This is a genomic window from Gordonia sp. NB41Y (genome assembly GCF_030718915.1).
GTDB classification, from domain to species: Bacteria; Actinomycetota; Actinomycetes; order Mycobacteriales; family Mycobacteriaceae; genus Gordonia; species Gordonia desulfuricans.
The window spans coordinates 4113234-4133722 of record NZ_CP132196.1 but is presented as its reverse complement, the minus strand read 5'-3'; the positions used below and the strand labels follow the sequence as shown (position 1 = coordinate 4133722).

At 66.7% G+C, this 20489-nt stretch carries 16 protein-coding genes, 2 pseudogenes and 1 other annotated feature; of the genes and pseudogenes, 8 read left to right on the top strand and 10 right to left on the bottom strand.

Annotation, left to right across the window (positions count from 1 at the left end; translation table 11 throughout):
- Positions 1 to 31: 31 nt before the first annotated feature.
- From Q9K23_RS17895 to Q9K23_RS17885, 3 genes are all read left to right on the top strand, one after another.
- Positions 32 to 961 (top strand): LysR family transcriptional regulator, encoded by a 930-nt coding sequence (locus tag Q9K23_RS17895; RefSeq protein ID WP_053778270.1) that lies wholly within the window; start codon positions 32 to 34, stop codon positions 959 to 961.
- A gap of 58 nt (positions 962 to 1019) precedes the next feature.
- Positions 1020 to 1820, top strand: a complete 801-nt coding sequence (locus tag Q9K23_RS17890) for a VOC family protein (protein WP_020793470.1) — start codon at positions 1020 to 1022, stop codon at positions 1818 to 1820.
- A gap of 180 nt (positions 1821 to 2000) precedes the next feature.
- The gene (locus Q9K23_RS17885; protein WP_053778235.1) at positions 2001 to 3662 is read left to right on the top strand and encodes a class I adenylate-forming enzyme family protein; all 1662 of its coding nucleotides are present in this window, start codon (positions 2001 to 2003) and stop codon (positions 3660 to 3662) included.
- Positions 3663 to 3687: 25 nt separating this feature from the next.
- Here Q9K23_RS17885 and Q9K23_RS17880 read toward each other — a convergent pair whose 3' ends face one another.
- The 6 genes and pseudogenes from Q9K23_RS17880 to Q9K23_RS17855 all read right to left on the bottom strand — a co-directional run.
- Entirely contained in the window at positions 3688 to 4308 is a 621-nt protein-coding gene (locus Q9K23_RS17880) for a TetR family transcriptional regulator (protein ID WP_020789919.1), read from the bottom strand.
- 54 nt (positions 4309 to 4362) lie between these two features.
- Positions 4363 to 5251 (bottom strand): annotated as a pseudogene (locus tag Q9K23_RS17875) (IclR family transcriptional regulator).
- A 682-nt stretch (positions 5252 to 5933) separates the two neighbouring features.
- The gene (locus Q9K23_RS17870) at positions 5934 to 7559 is read right to left on the bottom strand and encodes a transposase (protein WP_305950223.1); all 1626 of its coding nucleotides are present in this window, start codon (positions 7557 to 7559) and stop codon (positions 5934 to 5936) included.
- A 429-nt stretch (positions 7560 to 7988) separates the two neighbouring features.
- Positions 7989 to 9056 carry a 4-hydroxy-2-oxovalerate aldolase gene (gene dmpG / locus Q9K23_RS17865; RefSeq protein WP_053778615.1) on the bottom strand — a complete coding sequence of 356 codons (1068 nt, stop codon included), beginning with the start codon at positions 9054 to 9056 and terminating at the stop codon, positions 7989 to 7991.
- The gene (locus Q9K23_RS17860) at positions 9053 to 9955 is read right to left on the bottom strand and encodes an acetaldehyde dehydrogenase (acetylating) (RefSeq protein ID WP_020793224.1); all 903 of its coding nucleotides are present in this window, start codon (positions 9953 to 9955) and stop codon (positions 9053 to 9055) included. Before Q9K23_RS17860 ends, dmpG begins: the two co-directional genes overlap by 4 nt.
- A gap of 79 nt (positions 9956 to 10034) precedes the next feature.
- Positions 10035 to 10634 (bottom strand): annotated as a pseudogene (locus Q9K23_RS17855) (fumarylacetoacetate hydrolase family protein); the annotation flags it as partial.
- A gap of 54 nt (positions 10635 to 10688) precedes the next feature.
- On the opposite strand from Q9K23_RS17855, the gene Q9K23_RS17850 reads away from it, so the two are divergent.
- A protein-coding gene (locus tag Q9K23_RS17850; RefSeq protein ID WP_152972908.1) for an IS3 family transposase occupies positions 10689 to 11956 on the top strand; the annotation gives its coding sequence in 2 pieces (ribosomal slippage) (positions 10689 to 10962 and positions 10962 to 11956; 1269 coding nt in all).
- Positions 10958 to 11092 (top strand) — a sequence feature (AL1L pseudoknot). Its footprint overlaps the gene before it by 135 nt.
- Positions 11957 to 12918: 962 nt before the next feature.
- On the opposite strand, the gene Q9K23_RS17845 is transcribed toward Q9K23_RS17850, so the two are convergent.
- Genes Q9K23_RS17845 through Q9K23_RS17835 form a run of 3 tightly spaced genes read right to left on the bottom strand, consistent with a single transcriptional unit; the run spans position 12919 to position 15088 of the window.
- Positions 12919 to 13416: a nuclear transport factor 2 family protein gene (locus Q9K23_RS17845; protein WP_020794108.1), complete on the bottom strand. Its 498-nt coding sequence runs from the start codon at positions 13414 to 13416 to the stop codon at positions 12919 to 12921.
- Complete coding sequence (locus Q9K23_RS17840) at positions 13413 to 14288, bottom strand: TIGR03619 family F420-dependent LLM class oxidoreductase (RefSeq protein WP_053778526.1); 876 nt, start codon at positions 14286 to 14288, stop codon at positions 13413 to 13415. Before Q9K23_RS17840 ends, Q9K23_RS17845 begins: the two co-directional genes overlap by 4 nt.
- The gene (locus Q9K23_RS17835) at positions 14285 to 15088 is read right to left on the bottom strand and encodes an SDR family NAD(P)-dependent oxidoreductase (RefSeq protein WP_053778527.1); all 804 of its coding nucleotides are present in this window, start codon (positions 15086 to 15088) and stop codon (positions 14285 to 14287) included. The genes Q9K23_RS17840 and Q9K23_RS17835 overlap by 4 nt, the downstream gene beginning before the upstream one ends.
- Positions 15089 to 15228: 140 nt before the next feature.
- Between Q9K23_RS17835 and kstD the strand changes: the two genes are divergently transcribed.
- The 3 genes from kstD to Q9K23_RS17820 all read left to right on the top strand — a co-directional run bounded on the left by kstD (position 15229) and on the right by Q9K23_RS17820 (position 18333).
- Entirely contained in the window at positions 15229 to 16944 is a 1716-nt protein-coding gene (kstD, locus tag Q9K23_RS17830; RefSeq protein ID WP_020791268.1) for a 3-oxosteroid 1-dehydrogenase, read from the top strand.
- 2 nt (positions 16945 to 16946) lie between these two features.
- Positions 16947 to 17807, top strand: a complete 861-nt coding sequence (locus Q9K23_RS17825) for a MaoC/PaaZ C-terminal domain-containing protein (RefSeq protein WP_020791269.1) — start codon at positions 16947 to 16949, stop codon at positions 17805 to 17807.
- Positions 17808 to 17904: 97 nt separating this feature from the next.
- Complete coding sequence (locus Q9K23_RS17820; RefSeq protein ID WP_059036009.1) at positions 17905 to 18333, top strand: hypothetical protein; 429 nt, start codon at positions 17905 to 17907, stop codon at positions 18331 to 18333.
- Positions 18334 to 18394: 61 nt separating this feature from the next.
- On the opposite strand, the gene Q9K23_RS17815 is transcribed toward Q9K23_RS17820, so the two are convergent.
- Positions 18395 to 18580, bottom strand: coding sequence for a hypothetical protein (locus Q9K23_RS17815; protein WP_020792837.1), 186 nt, complete (start codon positions 18578 to 18580; stop codon positions 18395 to 18397).
- Positions 18581 to 18726: 146 nt separating this feature from the next.
- Here Q9K23_RS17815 and Q9K23_RS17810 point away from each other — a divergent pair, with 146 nt between their 5' ends.
- Positions 18727 to 20463 (top strand): MFS transporter, encoded by a 1737-nt coding sequence (locus tag Q9K23_RS17810; RefSeq protein WP_305950556.1) that lies wholly within the window; start codon positions 18727 to 18729, stop codon positions 20461 to 20463.
- Positions 20464 to 20489: the final 26 nt, after the last annotated feature.

Genomic DNA, 20489 nt, shown 5'->3' with positions numbered 1-20489 from the left:
GTAACCTGTCCGGGTGTCCCTCTCCGCCCGGATGCCGGATCTGGCATCCCTCGAGACCCTGGTCGCCGTGGCCCGCAGCGGCAGTCTCAATGCTGCCGCAACCGAACTCGGCATCAGCCAGCAGGCGGTGTCGACGCGGATGCGCGCCCTCGAGACCCGACTCGGGGTGTCGTTGCTCAACCGCTCCCCCACCGGCACCACACTGACCGAGGCCGGCACCATCGTCACCGAATGGGCGGCCCGGCTGCTGGCGCTGGCCGGCGAGTTCGACACCGGTCTGGCCGCCCTGCGCCACGAGCGCCGCCGGGAGCTGCGGATCGCGGCCAGCCTCACCATCGCCGAGCACCTGCTGCCGCGCTGGCTGGTGTCCTTCGCCGCCGACACCACCGGCGGCGAACCGCCGAAGGTGTCGTTCACCGCCACCAACACCGAACGCGCCTGCGACATGGTCCGCGCCGGGGACGTCGAACTCGGCTTCGTCGAGGGCCCCGCCGTGGCGGCGGGCGTACGCAGCCGCGTCGTCGCCCAGGACTGTCTCACGCTGGTGGTGCCGCCCACCCATCCGTGGGCCCGACGACGACGCCGTCCGGTGACCGCCGTCGAACTGGCGGTCACCCCGCTGGTCACCCGTGAACTCGGTTCGGGCACACGCCTTGTCCTCGACCACGCCCTGGCCCATGCGCTCGGTGAGCACACCGTGCGGCCGCAACCGGTCCTCGAGTTGTCGACCACCGCGGCGGTGCGGTCGGCGGTGATCGCCGGTGCCGGGCCGGCCGTGCTCTCGGATCTGTCGGTCCGCGACGACGTCGGGTCACGACTGGTCGCCGTCGACGTCGTCGGCGTCGACCTGCGCCGGTCGTTGCGTGCGGTGTGGCTCGGCGGTAACCGGCCCGAGGCCGGGGCGGCCCGCGACTTCCTCACGCATGTCGCGAATTCGGGGGTTCGCGCGCGACACCGATGAGTTCCGACGACCCTGGAGGTCAATCCTGATGTCACACCCCGACTCGAGAGGACCTGCCATGTCCGAGTACTCCGCGCCGCTGGGCGCGCCGATCTGGTTCGACCTGATGAGCAGCGATCCGGCGAAGGCCGCCGACTTCTACCACGAACTCTTCGGCTGGGACGTGGACGCACCGCCGAATCCCGAGATGGGCGGCTACCAGAACTTCACCACCCACGGGAGGTATGTCGCCGGGCTCAGCCCATACATGCAGGAGGCGGGCGGACCACCCAACGTGTGGTCGGTGTATCTGCATTCCGAGGACCTCGACGCCACGGCGAAGAACACCGAGGCCGCGGGCGGAACCGTCGTCGTACCGCCCATCGAGGTGGGCCCCGCCGGGACGATGATGGTCACCCTCGACGCCGCCGGTGCCGCCATCAGCTATTGGAAGCCCAACGAGCACAAGGGGTTCACCGAGTGGGGTGTGCACGGTTCCCCGTACTGGTTCGAGTGTCACAGCAAGGACTACGACAAGACCTTGGCGTACTACGCCGAGGTGGTCGGCGCCCGCACCGACGAGGTGATCGCCAAGTCCGATCCCGATCAGCCCGGCCCGGATCGCTACTCGCAGTTGTTCTTCGGTGACACCGCCTATGCCGGGGTGATGGATGCCGCCGGGATGTACCCACCCGAGGTGCCGTCGTTCTGGCAGGTGTACATCTGCGTCGACGACGTCCGTGCCACCGTCGCCGCCGCCGAGAAACTGGGCGCCGAGATCCTGATGGCGGGTGAGGACACCCCCTACGGCACGCTCGCCGCGCTCAAGGACCCGATGGGCGCCATCTTCTGCCTCGGCCATCCGCCGGCCGGGATGTAGCCGCACCGGCCGAGGCCGGTCCTGGTCTGAAAGTGGTGGCGGATAACGGTTTCGACGTGACGTTCGGGACCGTCCCGAGTTTTCTCACCGGCCAGGTCCCACTCATGTGGTACCGGCCGCCGTGAGCGTCTCGGGTGTGAGATTTTGTGGCGGATTCGCATCCCCGACGAAAGGCTCACCATGACCGCTTCCACCGACGCAGCCGTGGCATTCGGGCAGGCGATGGCCCGTCTGACCGGCCCGGACGGCGCCTTCGAGCTGGTCACCGAACCCGTCCTGGGTCCGGCGATCCCGGTGATGAAGAACCGGTTGCGCGCCGTCGCCGACCTGCTGCCGCGGTCGCTGCGCTGGGGAGCCGCCGACTACATCGTCACCGCCGACCGCCGCATCTCCTACCTCGAGCACGCCCGGGCCGTGGCGGCGCTGGCCACCGCACTGCGTGACCGTTACGGCGTCGCCCCCGGCGACAGGGTGGGCATCCTCGCCGCCAACACCCCGGAATGGGTCACCGCGTTCTGGGCGACGCAGGCGCTGGGTGCGGTGACGGTCGGCCTCAACGCGTGGTGGACGCCCCGCGAGACGGCCTACGCCGTCGACCACAGCCGGCCCACGATCCTCGTCGTCGACGCCAAGCGTGCGAGCGCACTGCCCGAACTCCCCGACTCGGTGACCGTGCTGACGATGGAGGAGGATCTGCCCGCCCTCATCGTCGAGTTCACCGGCTCTCCGATGCCGACGGTCGAGGTGGACGAGGACGATCCGTCGGTCATCCTCTACACCTCCGGGACCAGCGGCCGCCCGAAAGGTGCCCTGCACTCGCAGCGCAACCTGCTCGCCGTCGTCGACTATCAACGCCTCAACGACGCGGTCATCGACGAGTTCTGCGGGCGCACATACGATCCCGATACCCCGAGTAGGTCCCGACACCTACTGACCTCGCCGCTGTTCCACATCGCGAGCCTGCACAACCTGGTGGTGCCGCGCCTGGCGACCGGCGGTGCGGTGATCATGAACCAGGGTGCCTTCGACGCCGAGACCGTGCTCGCCCTCATCGAGCGTGAGCGGGTCACCAACTGGGGTGCGGTACCGACGATGGCGGCACGTCTGCTCGAGGTCGCCGACACCGACCGCTTCGACCTGTCGTCGCTGACCGCGTTCGCGCTGGCGTCGGCGCCGTCGTCGATCGCCCTCAAGGGGCGGTTGCAGGAGACCTTCGCCTTTGCCCGCAATGCCCTGGTCGACAGTTACGGCCTGACCGAGTGCAGCACCGCCGTGTCGGTGGCGACCCCGCTCGACATCGCCGCCTTTCCCGGCACGCTCGGCCGGCCGATCATCACCGTCGACGTCGAGATCCGCGATCCGCTGGGAGTCCCCGTCGCCGACGGAGTCGAGGGCGAGGTGTGTGTCCGCAGCCCGTTCGTGATGCTCGGGTACTGGGAGGACGAGTCGGCGACCCGTGCGGCGATCGACTCCGAACGCTGGTTGCGCACAGGCGATCACGGCTTGATGGAGGACGGGCGTCTGCGGTTGTCGGGGCGCCGGTCGGATCTGATCCTGCGCGGCGGGGAGAACATCTATCCCACCGAGATCGAGCAGTGCCTCGACGAGCACCCGGATGTGGCCGAGTGTGCCGCCCTCGGGGTCGCCCACCCCGATCTCGGCCAGGAGGTGGCCGCGGTGGTGGTCCTGCATCCCGGGGCCGAGGTCACCCCGGAGCAGTTGGGCGAGTTCGCAGCCGAACGGCTGGCCTACTTCAAGGTTCCCACGCAGTGGCGGATCACCGACGAGGTGTTGCCCCGCAATGCAACCGGGAAGATCATGCGGCACCGAATCCAGGCGTGAGCCGGTCCGTGCACACCGTCGTTCGTCAGCCGGTGGTGTGCACCGACATCCGCACCAGCAGGAGATCGCAGGCCGACCGGATGTCGGCCTCGGCGTCGGGCACGGTGATGCGGTCGTTGAGGCATGACTGCAGGACACCGAGCCACAACTGGGTGAGCAGCCGGACGGCGGTGCTGTCGTCGTCGGTGGGTTCGCTCACCCCGGCGGCCGTCAGCAGGATCGCCCAGAACTCCTGCTCGACCTTCGCGGTGTCGGGCACCACGGTCGAGTTCGCGGTGGCGTTGGACTGGATCATCGCATTCGCGAGCAGCGGTCGCCGCAGCAGCGAGCGTGTGGCCCGCACCAGCACCGCATAGATCGCATCGGTGCCGACCACACCGTCGGGCGGCCTGCGTTCGAGCGCTTCCTGGATGTGGCGGATCTCCTCGAGCATCACCGTGACGAACAGGTGGGTCTTGGACGGGAAGTAGCGGTAGAGCGTCGCGATCGCCACGTCGGCGCGCCTGGCGAACTCCTGCATCTGCACCCGGGCGAGCTCGTGGTCGGTGGCCAGTTCCGAGGCCGCCGCGAGCATGCGGACATGGCGTGCCCGTTGGCCTTCCGAATTCGGTTCGGCCGCATCCCTGACCTCGGCGATCCTGGGCACCGGTCATCCTCCTGGTCTTCTGTGGACCCCTTCGCGAACAGTAGTCGTCTGGTGTCACAGCCATTGGCAGGGGTCGGCGAGCAGGTGGTCGAGGGTGTTCGGCGGCCACGCCGACCCCGGTTCCGCCACCGGTGGGCCCACCTGGTCACGAGCGCGGCGCCGGCCGATCGCGTCGGGGTACAGGGCGCGGGTGACGACGCGAACCGCGTGCACCACGAGCGGCGCCACCTGCCTCAGCCGCAGCGGCTGTTCATCACCGCACAGCGAGATGCCCGCCACCGGACCGTCGGGGCCGCGGACGGCCGCGGACGGCCGCACCCACGCAACCGATCCCGCGCAACGACTCACCGTACTCGAAGGCCAGGCCGTTGCGCTGTCGGATGCGGTTGAGTTCGTGGTGCAGCGCAGGAAGATCCGGGATGGTGCGCCCGGTGTAGCGGTTGAGCTGCTCTGGGTACAGCGCGTCGACCCGTTCGGGATCGGTCCAGGCCAGCACCGCTTTGCCGCAGGCGGTGGAGTAGGCGGGGACGCGGCCACCCACCCGCGAGGGCACCGATGTGGCCGCCCGCCCGCCGATCTTGTCGAGGTAGAAACTCTCGCCACCGTCGAGCACCGACAGGTGCACCACCATCCCGGTCTGGATGTGCAGGTCGTGCAGGATCGGCGCGGCGGCCTCCCGTAACGGTGTGTGACCGGCGTGGCCACCGAATCCGATGGCGCGCCGCCCCATCCGGTAGCCCGACGACACATGCTCCATCCAGTCGAGCCGAACCAGCTGGTCGAGGATGCGATGCACCGTCGACCGCGGCAGACGCGTGCGGTCGGCGACCTCCTCGAGGGTGAGCCGCTGCGTCGGACCGTCGAAGGCGTCGACGATCAGGGTCATCCGCTCCAGCATGGACGGCGGCAGGTCACGCCGTGTGCCGGTGTCGATGACGCTCATGGTGCCTCCAAGAACCAACCCGGCCGGCCCCCGCCGCCCGACCTTCAAAATTGAAATGAATTCTTGTTAGGATAGCAGCCAGAGTGACGTGGAGCACATCGAACGAGGTGGCGACAGGCCATGGCCGCGCTACGGAGATTTCGACACGGGTCCTCGCCCACTCGGCTCGGTCCCGGATCAATCACCAACGCCCCATTGATGGTTGAGCCAAGACCCCCGCCGGACAGCTCGATAATCCACTGGTTATTGGTGGTTGAGCCGACGAGGAGCGAAGCGACGAGACGTATCGAAACCTCAGACAGCCGAAGTCATCAACCCGACCACCTCAGAGCTGGGTCACCACCCAGCCCACGCTACAGAGATTTCGACACGGGTCCTCGCCCTTCCGGCTCGGTCCCGGCTCAATCAGCGAAGTTGCTCCAGCTCGATCATCCACTGGTTGTTGGTGGTTGAGCCGACGAGGAGCGAAGCGACGAGACGTGTCGAAACCTCAGACAGCCGAACTCGCCAACACAACCACCCCACCTCAGAGGTGGTCACCGACATCGTCGACTCACCAGATTTCGACACGGGTCCTCGCCCTTCGGGGCTGTTCCAAAATGGACTTCGGGTACCGCTCCATCCTCGGCCCCCGACGACCACCGGCCGGCGGCACCAGTGAGGGGTGCCCCCACGGTGCCGGTCAAGCAGCAGTAGGAACCAGACGACCTGCCCCCAAAGCCTTGAACAGGTTCTGAGTCAACGCGTGGAACGTGAATTCCGCTGTCGCACGGCGTTGTCCACGACTGGTGAATCGACGGAAACCCAAATTGTGTTTGGCATGCCCGAACGGTGTCTCAGCAATATGACTCCGTTGCCGGTACAGCGCGGAACCCTCAACCGTGGCCAACCGGTGAGCCATCTGTTCAACCGGGGTGGCATCGGAGGGAGGTGGACCAACAGTTGGCTGGTCACGGGCGGTGCGATTGAGCTCTCGTGACTTTCCCGTCGCGATCAGCCGGTCAGGACCCCCAGCAGTCAACGCTTCCTCGGACAGATACCCGGCATCGGCAAGAATGACACCAATACCGTTGGCGTCGGCCCCTTCTGGTCGTGCCGCATCGATCACCTGGGCAGCCGCAACAGCCCGTTTACTCATACCGACGAACATCGCACCATCAGACGGATTGTTGGAAACCTCGACCGCGATGATCACACCATCCGAACTCGTCACTGCCTGACAGTTGTAACCCTGAACCCACCCACCCCCACGCATCGGCATCGACCGCGACTGCGGGTCGGTCATATTACGTTGCGGCCCATCCAATTTGGCGCCAGTGTCGGATGCTGCAGCGGCGACGGCCTGCTCGGCACGTGTGATCGCCGCATCGAGTCGGGCACGGGCTTGTACGACCGTCACGGCTTCATCGATCGGTTTCGGCGGACGTCCTACCCGGCCCTGATACCAGCGGTCGATCCGTTCCTGCTGGATCGTTGCGACCCGCGCATACGAGCTCTCCCGCACGCGAACCTCGGAGCGGGCCCGTTCAATCGGATCTACTGCGGGTGTGGGCATCTGGGCGAGGGCATCAGCGATCCGTTGTGCCCGGATGCTGGGTTCGGCCAACTCGGCCGGTAGTTGGTCACCAGAACCACTGTCACCGTCTGTGGTGTCCTCGTCGGCATCGGTGTCTGCGTGTTCGGCGGCGGCGCGGGCGGCTTCGGCGGCCAGTGCTTTACGCAGGCCGGCTTCGGTGCGGTTGGCTCCCAACGAGGCGTTCGAGGCGATCTTGACACCGTCGAGGGCCACCACCCCCAACTCGACCATCCCAACCCGTGCACACAACATCAAGACCTGGGTGAACAGGTCCTCGACCACCTCGGCGCACTCGGCGCGGAACCTTGAGATCGTCACGTGGTCGGGGACGTCACCAGCACAAATGATGCGGTAGGTGATATCGCGGTGACACAACCGTTCCAGTTTCCGGGAGGATCGTTGGCCTTGGGCCCATCCCCAGATCAGCAACGTCAACAACATGTCGGGGTGATAACCGGCCCGGCCCACACCACCGACGGATCGGCGGGCATGCAATTTCTTGGTATCGAGTCCGGCGACCGCATCGATGACCAGCCACACCGGATCGTCAGCGGGTAACCATTCCCGCATACTCGGCGGCAACAGATACTGTTGATCACGGTCGACTGGTCGATATCCCCTGGCCACCAACCCATTATCGTCTACAACACCCCAAGAATGGGTGTGCGACAGGCGCCAAAACCGGGCCACCCCATTTTGCAACAGCCCCCTTCCGGCTCGGTCCCGGCTCAATCATCAACTGAGCGTTGGTGGTTGAGCCAGGACCGAGCATCGCGAGGACCTGTGTCGAAACCTCAGACAGCCGAAGTCATCAACCCGACCACCTCAGAGCTGGGTCACCACCCAGCCCACGCTACAGAGATTTCGACACGGGTCCTCGCCCTTCCGGCTCGGTCCCGGCTCAATCAGCGAAGTTGCTCCAGCTCGATCATCCACTGGTTGTTGGTGGTTGAGCCGACGAGGAGCGAAGCGACGAGACGAGTCGAAACCTCAGACAGCCGAACTCGCCAACCCGACCACCTCAGAGGTGGTCACCGACACCGTCGACTCACCAGATTTCGACACGGGTCCTCACCTTTCCGGCTCGGTCCCGGCTCAATCAGCGAAGTTGCTCCAGCTCGATCATCAACCGGCCGTGGCCGTGATCGGTGTGATGGGAACTCAGACTCCGGCGTTCGCGTCGGCCTTCTTCTTGAGCTCGAGTGCGATGTCGATGAGCTGGTCTTCCTGTCCGCCGACGAGCTTGCGGTTGCCTGCCTCGATCAGGATCTCCGCGGCGGAGACCCCGTAGCGTTCGGCATGTCCCTCGGCGTGCTTGAGGAAGCTCGAATAGCAACCGGCGTAGCCCATCATCATCGCCGAACGGTCGACGAGGCATTCGCTCGGCATGGCCGGACGGACCACATCCTGTGCGGCGTCGGCGATCTTCATGAAGTCGACGCCGGTGGTGATGCCGAGTTTGTCGCAGACACCGACGAAGGCCTCGGTGGGTGTGTTGCCCGCCCCGGCGCCGAAGCGTCGGATGGACCCGTCGATCTGCTGGGCACCGGCCCGGATCGCGTTGATCGAATTGGCCACGGCGATATCGAGATTCTCGTGCCCGTGGAAGCCGACCTGCGCGTCGTCACCGAGTTCGGCGACGACGGCCTGCACGCGCACGGTGACGTCCTCGAGCACGAGTGCTCCGGCCGAGTCGACGACGTAGACACACTGGCATCCGGCGTCGGCCATGATCCGGGCCTGCTGCGCGAGCACCTCCGGCGGCTGCGAGTGGCTCATCATCAGGAAGCCGACGGTCTCGAGTCCCAGGTCGCGGGCGAGTCCGAAGTGCTGGATCGACACGTCGGCCTCGGTGCAGTGCGTAGCGATCCGGCAGATCTGGCCGCCGTTGTCCTGGGCGGCGCGGATGTCGTCCTTGGTACCCAGACCGGGCAGCATCAGGAATGCGATCTTGGCCCGTTTGGCGGTCTCTGCTGCTGCCTTGATCAGCTGTTGCTCAGGTGTTTTGGAGAAACCGTAGTTGAACGACGACCCGCCGAGTCCGTCACCGTGGGTCACCTCGATCACCGGGACACCGGCGTCGTCGAGCGCGCCGACGATGGAGCGCACCTCCTCCTCGGTGAACTGGTGGCGCTTGTGGTGACTACCGTCGCGCAGCGACGAGTCGGTGATCCGGATGTCGAGGGTGTCGGAATACTTACGCGCGTCGGCCATCAGGTCGGTGCTCATGCGCTCGCTCCCATCTTCTGCTTGGCGATCTCCTCGCCCACCTTGGTGGCCGCGGCGGTCATGATGTCGAGGTTGCCGGCATAGGGCGGCAGGAAGTCGCCCGCCCCCTCCACCTCGACGAAGATCGACACGCGTGCGTGTCCGCCGTTGAGGACGCTCGGCGGGTCGAACTGGGGGTCCTGCAACAGCCGGTAGCCGGGTACGTACGACTGGATCTCTTTCTCCCGCTTGTGGATCGATTCGGCGATCGCATCGGTGTCGGCATCGTCGGGGATCGCGCAGAAAATGGTGTCGCGCATGATCATCGGCGGGTCGGCCGGGTTGAGGATGATGATCGCCTTGCCGCGGGTGGCACCACCGATGGTCTCGATGCCCTTCGACGTGGTGCGGGTGAACTCGTCGATGTTGGCGCGGGTACCCGGTCCGGCCGAGACCGACGCCACCGACGCCACGATCTCCGCGTAGGGCACCGGGACCACCGAGCTCACCGCGTGGACCATCGGGATGGTCGCCTGACCACCGCAGGTGATCATGTTGGTGTTGGGCGCGTCGAGGTGCTCGCGCAGATTGGCCGGCGGGACCACCGCCGGGCCGACGGCCGCCGGGGTGAGGTCGATCGCCACGATCCCGGCCGCCTCGTACTTCGGTGCGTACTCACGGTGTACGTAGGCCGAGGTGGCCTCGAAGATCAGGTCCGGACGTTCCGACGACGCGAGCAGTTCGTCGGCGCCGCCGCTCATCGTGATCAGGCCGTGGTCGGCCGCACGTTTCATGCCTTCGGAGTCGGCGTCGATCCCCACCATCCAGCGGGGTTCGATCACCTCCGAACGCTCCAACTTGTACATCAGATCGGTACCGATGTTGCCCGATCCGATAATCGCCGCAGTCAATGCCGCCACGGGCCACCTCCTAGAAATGAAAGTCCATAATCTTGTTGTCGGTCATATGAATTCGCCGTCTCTTGGTCGGCGCAGATGGTCAGATGAAGTCGAGGGAAACCGAACCCAACCCCGCGAACTCCGCCACGAAACGATCCCCCGCCACCACATCGATCGCCCGCGTCGCCGTCCCCGGCAACACCACATCACCCGCACGCAACCGCACCCCGAAACCCTCCACCTTCCGCGCCAACCACGCCACCGCCGTCAACGGATCCCCCAACACCGCCGACGAATTCCCCTCCGCCACGACCTCACCGTTACGGTGCAACACCGCATCCACATCAGCCACCGCGATCTCACCGATCGGGACCCGACCCTCCCCCAACACCCACCCACACGACGACGCATTATCCGCAATCGTGTCGCACAACGTGATCTCCCAATCCCGAATCCGCGAATCGATCAACTCGATCGCCGGCACCACCCACTCCACCGCCTCCACCACATCCGCATTCGTACACCCCGCCCCCGGCAGATCCGCCCCCAAGACAAACCCCACCTCCACCTCCACCCGCGGAAAACACAACCGCGACGAATCCACCGGCACCGACTCGAAAAACCGCATCTCATCGAGCAGATGACCATAATCCGGCTCATCCACCCCCATCATCTTCTGCATCGCCTCCGACGCCAGACCCTGAATCCCCCGGGGTTTCGTGCCGCTTCCTTTTGAGTCAGGAAGGATGAGCACATGCCGAAGAACATTGATCCCGAGGTCAAGGCTCGTGCGTTACGGATGTTGGCCGAGCATGGCGGGGAGTACTCGTCGACGACGGCAGCAGCTGCAGCGATCGCGAAGAAACTCGGAGTGAGTAAAGAGACGGTGCGCCGGTGGGCGGTGCAGGCCGAGGTCGATGGGGGCCGGAGGCCCGGGGCCAGCAGTACCGAGCTCGCCGAGCTGAAGCGTTTGAAGGCCGAGAACAAGCGGTTGCGTGAGGACGTCGAGGTGTTGAAAGCGGCGACGTCTTTCTTCGTGGGGGAACTCGACCCCCGCAATCGATGATCATCAGCTTCATTGATGAGATGCGTACCAAAGGTGTTGCGGTCGAGTCGATCTGCCGAGTCCTGTCTGAGCAGGGCTGTCAGATCGCCGCACGCACCTATCGGGCCTGGCGGTCGCGTCGGCCTGCCGGACGCACCCATTCCGATGCGGTGACGGTGGACAGGATTCGTGATATCGCTTGGCGGACCGATGATCGTGGGCGGCGTCGGCTGACGCCCGAAGGGCTGTACGGGCGTGAGAAGATGCGTGCTCTGCTGCACCGGACGTGCCTGCCGGGGGTGTCTGTCGGATCGGTTGATCGGGCGATGAAGGTGTTGGAACTCAACGGTATTCGTCGTTGTACGAAGATTCGGACGACGATCCCTGCAGCGGGTGGGAAACGGGCTGGTGACTTGTTGAACCGGGAGTTCACCGCGCCGGCCCCGAACCGGGTGTGGGTCACCGATTTCACCTATGTGCGGACCTGGCGGGGTTGGGTGTATGTCGCGTTGATCCTCGATGTGTATTCCCGCAAGATCGTGGCGTGGCATGCGTCTACGTCGAAAACGGTTGAGCTGGTGATGATTCCGCTTCGGATGGCGCTCTCGGAGCGGGAGCGGGAAGGTCGGCCGGTGGTGGCGGGCGAGTTGATCCATCACAGTGATGCGGGTTCGCAATATACGTCGTCGGCCCTGACGGGCACGCTTGATCTGGAATCGATCACCGCGTCGATCGGATCGGTGGGCGACGCCTACGACAATGCGCTGATCGAGTCGACGAACGGCCTGTACAAGACCGAGTGCATCCAGACCACGGTGTTCCACGCTGGGCCCTACAAGGACCTCTCGGACGTCGAATACGCGACCCTGGGTTACGTCGACTGGTTCAACTCGACTCGGCTGCACGGGTCGATCGGCTTGGTCCCGCCCAACGAGTACGAGGCTGCCTACTATGCTGGGGTCACTACCAGCAGGTAGCCCACCAACGAGGTGGCACGAAACCTGGGGTGCTTCACCCACCTTGTGACCGGCCACCGACGCCCCCGCACCCAACCGCCGACGAACATTGATCAACTGGATCTCATACGCATCCACCACATCCAGACCCGCATACACGTCCGACGGCCGACCGATCGCCGACGCCGACCTCTCCGCATCCCACAGATCCTGGGCGATCTGCGCCCGAACTACCTGGTCGACGGCCACATTGTCCTCGCTCTCCAAAGTGTGAACGTGTTCTAGTTTAGAACACGTTCCAGTTTTGGTCACGGGTCCCCGGCGAGGCAGCAGCGCCGCCGCCCCGGGCCGAGTCCCGGCGCCCGGCGGACACTCGGCGTACAGTTGCCAGAACGACCAGTCTGTCTACCGTGATGAGGGTATGCCCCCGTCGTACTCAGTGCGGCTAAACTTGCCGGCATGACCACCTCCAACGCGGTTACGACCCGATGCACGCTGCGGGGATTTCGACACGGGTCCTCGCCCATCCGGCTCGGTCCCGGCTCAATCATCAACCGGAGATTCTCACCCAAACAGCCACCGGCCGTTGATGGTTGAGCCGACGAGGAGCGAAGCGACGAGACGAGTCGAAACCCCAGACAGCCGAGCTCGCCAACGTGACCACCCCGATCATCAACAGTCCGTTGATGGTTGAGCCGACGAGGAGCGAAGCGACGAGACGAGTCGAAACCTCCGACGGCCGAACTCACCAACGCGACCGCCCCGATCAGCAACGCTCCGTTGATGGTTGAGCCGACGAGGAGCGAAGCGACGAGACGAGTCGAAACCTCAGACAGCCGAACCCGCCAACGTGCCCACCTCCGACGTCGTCACCACCCAGCCCACGCTGCAGAGATTTCGACACGGGTCCTCGCCCATCCGGCTCGGTCCCGACTCAATCAGCAACCGGCCGTTGACAAGACAAGCCGAAACCCTGACCGGTGTCATACCTGGCGGGACTCACGGATCACTTCGGCCGCCAGTGCATGTGCTTCCGGATTGCCGTCGAGTGCCCGGCTGGTCCGGCGTTGCGCACGCCAGCCGGTGTCGGTCCGGGCCAGCTCCCAGCGGTGGGCGGTGGCCCGGGCGACGAGGAATCGCTTGTCGTCGCGCACCACGAGCAGCGAGTATCCGACGGCGACCGCGGTGTCGCCGTCGAGCCGGATGTGCACCGGCCCGAGCACGTGTGCACATCCGGTCGCGACGATCCCCTGGTGCGCAGGGGAGTTCACCATGTCGGCGATCGCGCCCTGCCCGTCCATGAACCAGCCGTCGACGTCGTAGACACCGTCGGGTGTCCACAGGTCGGCGACGGCGGCGGCGTCGCCGTCGTCGACGAGGGGCCCGTACGAGGTGATCAGGTCACGGATGGCCCGCTCGTCCTCGAGTGACTGCAGTCGATTCTCCAGTGCCGCAAGACGTGCGACGAGATCGTCGGTCATGGTGTCATCGCCTCCAGCGCGTACATGTCGGCGAGCGCGACGAGCTGCTCGCGATAGTGGTCGACCGAATCGGCGGTGAACCCGGCGACGACCCGGGTCGCGCCGACCTCACCGAGGCGGCCGATCCGGTCGCGGACCCGATCCGGCTCACCGATCGGATCGAGCCCGCCGACGGCGAGGACGACGTCGAAGCCGGCGGGCAGATCGAACTCGCCGAGCATCGCGGCCAGTTCCCGGCCACCGAGTGCGAACGGCAGCCACCCGTCGCCCAGTTCGACGGCACGCCGGAGCGAGCGTCGCGTCCGTCCCCCCACCCAGAGCGGAATCGGATGCGCGGCACAGGGATCGACCACCATGTCGACGTAGTCGTGGGATCGGCCGTGGAACTCCACCACGTTCCGGCCGAGTGATGACCGCAGTGCGCGCATCGCGTCGTCGGCGCGGGCACCGCGGTCGTCGAAGGAGGCGCCGAGCAGGTCGAACTCCTCGCGCAGCGATCCGACCCCCACCCCGAGCGTGACGCGGCCCCCGCTGATCTCATCGAGGGTCCCGTAGCGTTTGGCGATCTCGAGCGGGTGGTGATAGCCGAGCACCAGCACCTGGGTGACCAGCCCGATCCGGCGGGTGCGGGCGGCGAGAAACCCGAAGGTCGACAACGGATCCCAGTAGGTGCCGCCGCGCTCGCGGGCCACCTCCACCGGAACCGCGACATGTTCACTGCAGGTGAGGAAGTCGTAGCCGAGCGCATCGGCGTCGGCGGCGATCGCGGCGAGTTCGGCGATCCCGGCGCCGGCCTCCCACTCGCCGTGCGCTCCCGGATAGCGGGTGACGATCGGGGATGCCACCCCCACCTTCGGCGGTGGCGAACTCATCGCGGCGCATCCGCGCGGGGGACGAGCCGACGCATCATCTCGTGTGCGCGCAGCACGATGGTGGCGCGATCGGCACCGTTGCGGGCCTCGACGTGTCCGGCGTTCTCGCCGACCACCCACACCGGGCCGTCTGCCAGATGCGCGAGCCCCTCCGCGGCGACGTCGTCGGGCTCGCTCACGATCATGCCGGGGATGTCGAAGTTCAGTCCGGCCCGCTCCATCGCCGGGGTGCGGGTCACCCCGAGAACCAGCTCCAGTACGTCGACACCGTGTTCGCGCAGCTCCAGCCACAGCGACTCGGCGAAGATCCGGCCGAACGCCTTGGACGCCGCGTACACACTCTGCCCCACCGCGCCGAGATATCCGTTCATCGACCCGACCAGCACGATCGCTCCCCGACCCGACTCCTTCATCGCCGCCCCGAAGTGATGGACCAGTGCCAGCGGGGTGGACACGTTGAGGTCGAGCACCGTCCGGAAGCCGTCGAGATCGCCGTCGACGAACTCCCCGCCGTGACTGTTGGCGCCCGCGTTGTAGATCAGCATGCCGACATCGAGGCCGGCGGTTGCCTCGACGATCTGTCCCACCGAGCCGGGTGCGGCGAGGTCGACGGCCAGGGTGCGCACCTGCACCCCCTTCGCCTGCACCTCGGCCTGCACCTGTGCCAGCGGGCCCGGCTTGCGGGCGATCAAGACCAGGTTGACCCCGGCGTCGGCGAGCCGGTGGGCGAAGCACGCCCCCACACCCTCCGACCCACCGGCGATGACCGCCCAGGCACCGTACTCACGCAGTTCTCGCATGCCGCATTCCTCTCGAGGCTCGCGCGCACTCGTCCCGGCGCGCACACCATCTAGTCGTACCCACTGGCGCACCGCTTCTGCAACGTGTTCTAATTCTGAATGAGAACACGTTCCACCAGTGGCACACGAAGGGACCATTCATGACCGAGAGCTACGACGTCATCGTCGTCGGCGCCGGTGCCGCGGGCCTGTCCGCCGCCATCACCGCCGCCGCGCAGGGGTTGCGCACGGTGATCATCGAGAAGTCCCCGTACTGGGGCGGCTCCACCTCCCGCTCCGGCGGCGGTGTCTGGATTCCCGGCAACTCCGTCCTGCAGCGCGACGGCGTCCCCGACGACCGCGAACTCGCCCGCCAGTACGTGCACGCGATCATCGGTGACCATGCCCCGGCCGAGAAGATCGACACCTACATCGACCGCGGCGCCGAGGCCCTCGACTTCCTGATGGCCCACGCCCCGCTGGAACTCGAATGGGTCAAGAACTACTCCGACTACTATCCGGAGGCACCCGGCGGACGCCTCGGCGGACGCAGCGTGGAACCCAAGCCCTTCGACGCCCGCGCCCTCGGTGCCGACCTCGACACCCTGCACCCCCAGTACACCAAGGCACCGCTGAACATGGTTGTGCTGCAGTCGGACTACCGCTGGCTCAACACCGGACTGCGGCACTGGCGCGGCCCGCTGCGGATGGCCAAGGTGGGTGGCCGGTTCTTCTGGGCGCGCTCACGCGGCAAGAAGCTCATCGCGATGGGTGCGGCGCTGGCGGCCGAACTGCTGCTCGGTGTGCGCAAGGCCGGTGTGCCGCTGAAGCTCTCGACCGGTCTGGTCGATCTGATCACCGAGAACGACCGCGTCGTGGGCGTGATCGCCGAGCACGAGGGCACCCGGATCGAGATGCGCGCCGACCGTGGCGTGATCCTCGCCTGCGGCGGATTCGAGCACAACGTCGAGATGCGCAAGAAGTACCAGCGTGCGCCGATCGGCTCGGACTGGACCACCGGCGCACCCTCGAACACCGGTGACGGCATCAATGCCGGACTCAAGATCGGCGCCACGGTGTCGTTGATGGACGACGCCTGGTGGGGTCCCACCATCCCGCTGCCCCGCGGCCCCTGGTTCGCGCTGTCCGAGCGTGCGGTCCCGGGAACCTTCATGGTCAACGAGCGCGGCGAACGGTTCATGAACGAATCGCTGCCGTATGTCGAAGCGGTACACCACATGTACGGCGGCGAGTTCGGTCAGGGCGACGGCCCCGGCGCCAACGTCCCGGCGTGGATGGTGTTCGACCAGCGCTGCCGCAACCGCTACCTGTTCGCCGGTGTCAACGCGCGCCAGCCCCTGCCCAAGAAGTGGTTCGAATCCGGCGTGGTGGTCAAGGCCGCCACCCTCGAGGCGCTGGCCGAGAAGATCGGTGTACCCGCAGATGCGTTGCGTACCACCACCGATCGTTTCAACGGCTTCGCCCGTGCCGGCGTCGACGAGGACTTCGGTCGCGGCACCAGCGGATACGACCACTACTACGGCGACATCACCAACAAGCCCAATCCGAGCCTCGGCGCGGTCGACAAGGCCCCGTTCTACGCGGTCAAGATGGTGCCCGGCGATCTCGGCACCAAGGGCGGCATCGACACCGACTCGCACGCCCGCGCGCTGCGCGCCGACGGTTCGGTGATCGACGGCCTCTACGCCGCGGGCAACACCAGCGCCCCGGTGATGGGTCACACCTACGCCGGACCCGGCGCCACCATCGGCCCGGCGATCGTCTTCGGCTATCTCGCCGCACTCGACTGCGCCTCGCCCGCCGACGCCGAAACAGCCTCGGCGACCGGCACATCCGGACCGAACAAGGAGAACTGAGCATGCCGATCGACCTGTCCGTGGCGCTCGGTGCCGAACTGCCCGAGGTGTCGTTCGCGTGGTCGGCGTCGGATGTGGCGCTCTATCACCTCGCGGTGGGCGCGGCGGCCGACCCGCTCGACTCCGCGGGCCTGGCCTACGTCGACGACGCGGACCCCAAGGTGCTGCCCACCTTCACCACCGTCGCCGAGTCCTTCCACGCCGTCGAGGCCCCCAAGGTGAGCTTCCCCGGCATCGAGATCGACCTGGCCAAGGTGGTCCACGGCAGCCAGCAGATCACCCCGCACCGCCCGATCCCCGCGTCGGGAAAGGCCACCGTGCGCACCACCATCGCCGAGATCCAGGACAAGGGATCGGCGGCGGTGATCGTGCAGGAGAAGGTCGCCACCGGCGAGGACGGCCTGCCGCTGTGGACCGCGCGCTCGTCGATCTTCGCCAAGGGCGAGGGCGGCTTCGGCGGTGAGCGCGGGTCGTCGACCAGGGTGACCTACCCCGACCGCACCCCCGACCACCGGATCTCGGTGCCGACCCTGCCGAATCAGGCTCTGCTGTACCGACTGTGCGGTGACCGCAATCCGCTGCACTCGAGCCCGGAGTTCGCCGCGAAGGCCGGCTTCGACCGGCCGATCCTGCACGGCCTGTGCACCTACGGGACGGTGTGCCGCGCCGTCGTCGACGCCGTACTCGGCGGTGACGTCACCGCGGTGGCCGACTTCTCGGCAACCTTCGCCGGCGTCGTCTTTCCCGGCGAGACACTCACCGTCGCCATCTGGGACGAGGGCGATCGGCTGCTGATCACCGCCACCGTCGCCGACCGTCAGGATGCCCCGGCGCTGGGCAATGTGGTCCTCGTCCGCGGCTGACCGGCAATCTCGGTCGGGCCGACTATCCTGCTCTGGGATCGGTCACATCAGGTGATCGCCATCCGACCGGAATCCGTCACCGACGAGGAGAACCTTGATGAGTGATTCGCTGCAGTCCTTGCTCGACACCAACCGCGCGGCCGTGGTCGACGACCTCGTGGGGGTGATCGACGGCCAGGTCTCGGCGCAGAAGGGTCTCGGTGGCGCCGCGGTCAAGGCCGCCTACGCGACGGCCCAGAAGGTCAAGCCCGACATCGTCGCCAAGGCCACCAACATGATGCTGCCGGACTTCGTCGCCGCGCTGCAGCCGTTCTGGGATGCCAAGCCCGCGGGCACCGCATTCGGTGATCATCTGGCCGCCGACTCCGACGCCGCCGCCGAGGCACTGCTCGCGGTGACCGACGCGCAGGCCGAGAACGCCAAGGCACCCCTGGCCAGGGCCTACGGCTCGCTGCGCGGCAAGGCGAAGGGCTATGTCGCCGACGCACTGCCCGCCGTCGGCGCAGCCATCGAGAAGAACGCGTGACCCACTCGCCGCGTCGTCACCGTCGGGAACACCCCGGCGGGGCGGCGCGGCGAGCCGTTTCTCAGGCTGCGGTGACGACGATCAGGACCAGCGTCAAGACCACGCCGATCAGTGCGACCAGCATCGTCAGGACGCGCCAGATGTGCAGACGCACGGTCTGGGTGTCGGTGGATTGTGAAGAGGCAACCGGTGCGGCCATGATCTCCCACTTTCGCTTGGCCGGGACCCGCGGATGACTATCGTGCATCCCGGGTTTGTGACTCCAGTGATAAATGTGTCACACGTTGCGCGTGGTGTCTCGCTCTCCGGCTCGCGTGTCGTATTTCGCCTGCACGGGCTGTGGAATGGACGCATGTGCGAACCGGGGGCAATCGAACAGTGGGGCAGAAGACAATGATCCAGCGACTCAAGGCCGTCGACCTCCGCTCGGCGTGGCTGATCCTCATCGCCTGTGCGTCGGTGAGCATGGTGGTCGCGGCGATGGCCGCACTCAACACCGCCCTCGCCGACATCGCGATCGACCTCAACGCCGACACCGGCCAGATGACCTGGATCGCCGACGGCTACACCCTCGCGCTGGCCGCGATGCTGTTGCCGGCCGGCGCGATCGGTGACCGCTTCGGCCGCCGTGAACTGCTGATCGCCGGGCTCGTCGTCTTCGCGATCGGCTCACTCGTGGCGATCTGGGCGGTCGACCCCACCCAGCTGATCATCACCCGGATCATCGCCGGCATCGGCGCCGCATTCATCATGCCGACGACGTTGTCGCTGATCACCTCCGGTGTGCCCGAAGAGAAACGCAGCCTCGGCATCAGCATCTGGGCCGCGATCGCCGGTGCGGGCGCCATCGCCGGGTTCTTCGTCTCCGGCATCCTCCTCGAGTTCTTCTCGTGGCATTCGATCTTCATCACCTTCGCGGTGTCGGCGGTGGTCAGTGCACTGCTGTGCCTGACCATCGGCACCTCGCGCGATCAGCACCCGAAACGGTTCGACTTCATCGGGTCGATCATCTCCATCCTGGCGATCGCCGGCGTGGTCTTCGGCCTGCTCGAGGCCCCGCACCGCGGCTGGGACGACGCCCTGGTGCTCGTCACCCTGATCGGCGGCCTGCTGCTCGCCGCGGTGTTCTGCGTCGTCGAACTGCGTCTCGACAACAAACTGCTCGACGTCCGGCTGTTCACCAACCGGGCCTTCGGTGCCGGGTCGCTGGCCGTCGCACTCCAGTTCTTCGCCTCCTTCGGCGCGTTCTATCTGCTGCTGCAGCGTCTGCAGCTGGTGTTCGGCTACTCCCCGCTCGGTTCGGCGTTCGCACTGATGCCGATGGTGCTCGGGGTGAGTGTGTTCGCGCTGCTGGGCAACTGGATCGCGGTGCGGTTCGACTCGCTGCGCTTCGTCCTCGGCGGCGGCATCTTCATCGCCGGTGTCGGATTGCTGCTGATCGGGCTGATCGACTACGACACCTACTGGACGCTGGCATGGATGCTCGCGGTGTGTGCGATCGGTATCGGCCTGTCGACCGCGCCGTCGACCACCGCGATCATGTCCAACACACCCCTGGACAATCAGGGCGTGGGGTCGGCGGTCAACGACACCGCCCGCGAGATCGGCGCCGCGATCGGCATCGCCCTGGCCGGCAGCCTCCTCGCCGCCGGGTACGCGCACCGGATCGGTTCCACCGCCGACGCCGCCCGCGAACAGCTCACCGCCGCCGGGGAACAACAGATCGCCGCCGGTGACACCGCGGGCGGCCAGATGATCATCGCGCAGGCCGGCGACGCCGCCGACCGGATCACCCGATCGCTGGCCGAGGCCACCGAGGTCGCCCGACGGCTGCCCGGGGCCCTCGGCGACCAGATCCTGGAAGGCGCCCGGAATGCCTTCGTCGACCCGATGAACCAGGCCTGCGTGGTGCTCGGTGCCGTGTTGCTCGTCGGCTCGGTGGCGATCACGGTGATCTCCCCGCGTCAGGTGGTCACCCTCGAGGCCTTCATCGGCGAGACCCACCCCGACCCCGGTGAGACCGACCCCGACGAGACCAACCCCGCCGCGACCGATCCCGACGACCGGCACACCGATGACCCGCAGCCCGATCCGGAACCCGAGCGGACCCCCGCGTCACAGCCGGACTGAACCGATGACCCCCCATGCTTGCTGAT